Below are 3,238 nucleotides of genomic sequence, written 5' to 3'. Positions count from 1 at the left end.
TCGCCTTGAACTCAGGCGCATGTTGCTTTCGCTTCGACATCTCTGATCTCCTTCTCGTCGAAGATCAGCAGACAACAAATCGTAGCTTACGTCAGTGTCCGATTTTCTGGGGGTAGCTCAGCCGTCAGCAAGGATGCATAAGAACCTCTGGCATAGTCAGGCGTAGCAAACGGTCCAATCAATCGATATTTCCAGTTTCCAGATCGCCTATCGATGTCGTCTTGAGGAAACTCAAAGTCTTGTCGGCACAGTTCGCACTTTAAGTCGTATTTTATTGCCTCAAGATCATACCAGTTCACGCTGAAGCAATGCGGGCATTTCACTTCAACACCCAGCTGGAGAACGTTGTAGGCGATCAGCCGAGACACAAGCGATTTTCTGGTCACCCCTTCCCATCCAACCACTTTAACGTGTTTGTCCAAATCGGTCAGTGAAATCGAACGTGTTGGAAAACTTTCCTCTTTCACTTCGTCGCCGCTGGTGCGGATGCGTTGGCCCATTGCATACTTATTGACGAATTTGAGCCGTTCGGCGGACCCGAAGATTCCGACTGCGTGCAACGCAGAAGCCTCGCGGGAAAGTGACGAAAACATCTGTTGAGCTATCCGGCCAGCCTCAGACTGGACTGTCGAAAACCCTGCGGCTTCGAAATACTTCGAAAAATAGTGGATGGCAGGGTTCTTCTCGAGCGTTTCGCCGCTACCCAAGTAACGTTGTGGAAAACACCATCCCTCACTGTTAACGATGGTCTTGTCGTCAAAAGAAAACCGCCAACGTAAATTTCGATCCACATTGAATGGAAGCGTGGTTGCTAGCCCATAATGATGGTGGTTGTCGGATACCGTTAGAACATTGACCCAACTGTAGTCGTTATGTGAATGTCCTGCATCGTCGCCGAACTCAGGGTCAAGTGTGTCGAACCTGAAATACTTGTCATCATCTTGCTTGATGATTTTTGACTGTTCGACAGCATAGGGCCGAGAGACCTCAACGCCTATCGAAGAACGGTTGCTCGAGTGACCTTGCCACACCCTGTCTCGCCAATTTTTGATTGAGATTATTCCCGGTTTCCAACCAGAAGTATCCGCTTGGATGTTATGAACCATCTCTTCTGAAGAGATGGTTCGCGCGAGTTCGAGTGTCGCATTGCGTGCAAACCTGTTTCCACTCGCAGGCCGATGGTAGCGTTCGGCAAGCTTTGCCAACTCCTCTTTGGTTTCAAGCCAAAAGCCAACAGGAACTGGGTGGACTCGACCGAGAGCTTGCGCTCTTAGGTTCCAAAAGTCGATCAGATCGTAATTTGAGTTGGGATCGAAAAGGAAGAAAGTCGGGTCCTTTGCGCCAAATTGGCTCGGTTTGAGGTCGAAGGCGGTAAGGGCGATCTCACTGGCAAACTGCTCAAACGTTCGATTGCGCCAAGCTGTCGAAAGTTCTTCGACTTCGGTAGGCTTAAACACATAGCGGTAGTTCCGGCTTAAGTATGCGGAGGAACCCTCGTCCAGGAACTCTCCAAACATCGCCGCAGCGGCTAACGAATGCTCCGCACCTGAATAGGTTTGAAAATGGTCTCTGTGATCTTCTCGTAGGACGAATTTCCGCTCTTTCTGGTAGCTTTCTTGAAGAACTGCAGAAACTCCTAAACCCAATCTTGGCCCACTGGCTCCCCACTGTTTGTTGTCCCAAAAGTTCTCGAGCGGAACAACCTTGGATCGATAACCCTCGAGGAACTCTGGCGGCAAACCGATCTTTTCAGCCAAACCGCTCTTCGCTTCAACAAACACATCGGGTTCGAAGTATTTGAGGTATCCCTTAGACGCGAAATACGAACGGCTCGCCTTGTGATCATTGGACCAGCAGTTGGGTGGTTTCGAAAACACTGGGATTATGGGGTTAAATACACCACCCCATAGGGACGTATTTGTTCGAAAAATCTGCTTTAGCGAAGCAGTATCAGATGGGTGGACCAGAAAGCCTATTCGCGTTGGGCGCAGTTTTATTCGCGTATAAATTTTTTGGCTCCCCGAGCTGATTTAATAGCAATTGTCTTTTGGGGGGAATTGCACCCCGGTTCATCATCCATGCTCTTTCAGTGGACGGTAGACGGTCGAACGGCCAAGTGCCAGTTCCCTCGTGACCTCTTTTGCAGTCGTAGAGTATCCAATGTCCGTTTGGTCCGCACCGCGTCCCTCATCTGCATACTGTGAATGTCCTGTTTAGGCTGAACTGCCGTCACAGGGTATTGTGCTACGACCGGCAGGAAAGTCCGCGATCCGTGAATTCGAGTAAGCCGCCCTTTCCGCAGTGCGGCGAAAGTCCGGTCTGGCGGGCCGCAACGCGGCATTGGCGCTCGCGGTCAGATGTCGGGTAAGGGCCGTTCAATGGATGCAGCCAAGGTAGTTCTCGCCAAATCTTTCCATTGCTGAGTTGGAAATCCGCTCATCAACGCCGTCGTCGATGAACAATCCCCAAGGGTATACATCGACATTAGCTAGATCAAAATCGTCCTTAGGGTTCGGCTTGTTATTCGACAAGAAGGCATAACGAATTCCGGCCCACATCTCAAAGCCGAGCTCGACTTCAAGGCCATCGTAAACACTGTCCCCAGGCATATTCAGAACAACCTTCTTAGTAATATGACCTAGTTTCTCGAGAAGCATCGTGCTGCAGGTGTGAGCAACGATGTCTGCCAACTGAATGCCTAGATGCTTTCGAGAGTCTTGCTCAAAGTGGAATTTACAAAGCTCAAACCTAGGTTCGCCTTCCACCAACTGTGAAGCGGATTTCGATGATTGAAACAAGCCTTCGTCAAAAAACACTTCATGCGGCTGCCCCTTCAAATGGGAGTGTGATAGGCTGGCCGTCAGCAGTTCGAGCGCCGCAGGCCCAAGCCTTTTGTCTCCATCCACAACGCATATGGCTATTTTACAGCGTCTTCCGATGAAGGACTTCAAAGCACTTCGTAAGGCTCTGAGACTTTCGTCGTTCCCCATCTTTGAAGACGATTTGTATTCGAAAGCCTCGGGGTCATAACCAAACTTTTGGAAAACAGATGTGATGTTCTCAGTCGGGTCACTATCGCAAATCACAAAAGCCGCCAAAGAAAATCCAAAGCGGTGATGCTTGCTGTCATCAAGGTAGATAAACGCCATGCTGTTGAAGTAAGTACTGTTGGAAGGCGCTTAAAGGGTGTGCGTGTCGCTTGCGCAAGTTCGGTAAATCGTTTGCCTCGTAAATGTCA

General features: G+C 49.8%; 2 protein-coding genes. Both read right to left on the bottom strand.

The features are described 5' to 3' along the window. Positions 1–86 precede the first annotated feature (86 nt). Positions 87–1,757, bottom strand: a complete 1,671-nt coding sequence (locus A3764_RS11900) for a hypothetical protein (protein ID WP_150121401.1) — start codon at positions 1,755–1,757, stop codon at positions 87–89. Between the two features lie 618 nt (positions 1,758–2,375). Further along, positions 2,376–3,149, bottom strand: a complete 774-nt coding sequence (locus A3764_RS11895) for a DUF3800 domain-containing protein (RefSeq protein ID WP_067951622.1) — start codon at positions 3,147–3,149, stop codon at positions 2,376–2,378. Positions 3,150–3,238: the final 89 nt, after the last annotated feature.

Source organism: Sulfitobacter sp. HI0129, assembly GCF_001635395.1.
In the GTDB taxonomy this organism is placed as follows: Bacteria; Pseudomonadota; Alphaproteobacteria; order Rhodobacterales; family Rhodobacteraceae; genus Sulfitobacter.
Note: the sequence above shows the minus strand (reverse complement) of the source record. Positions and strands in the feature narration are given on the sequence as shown.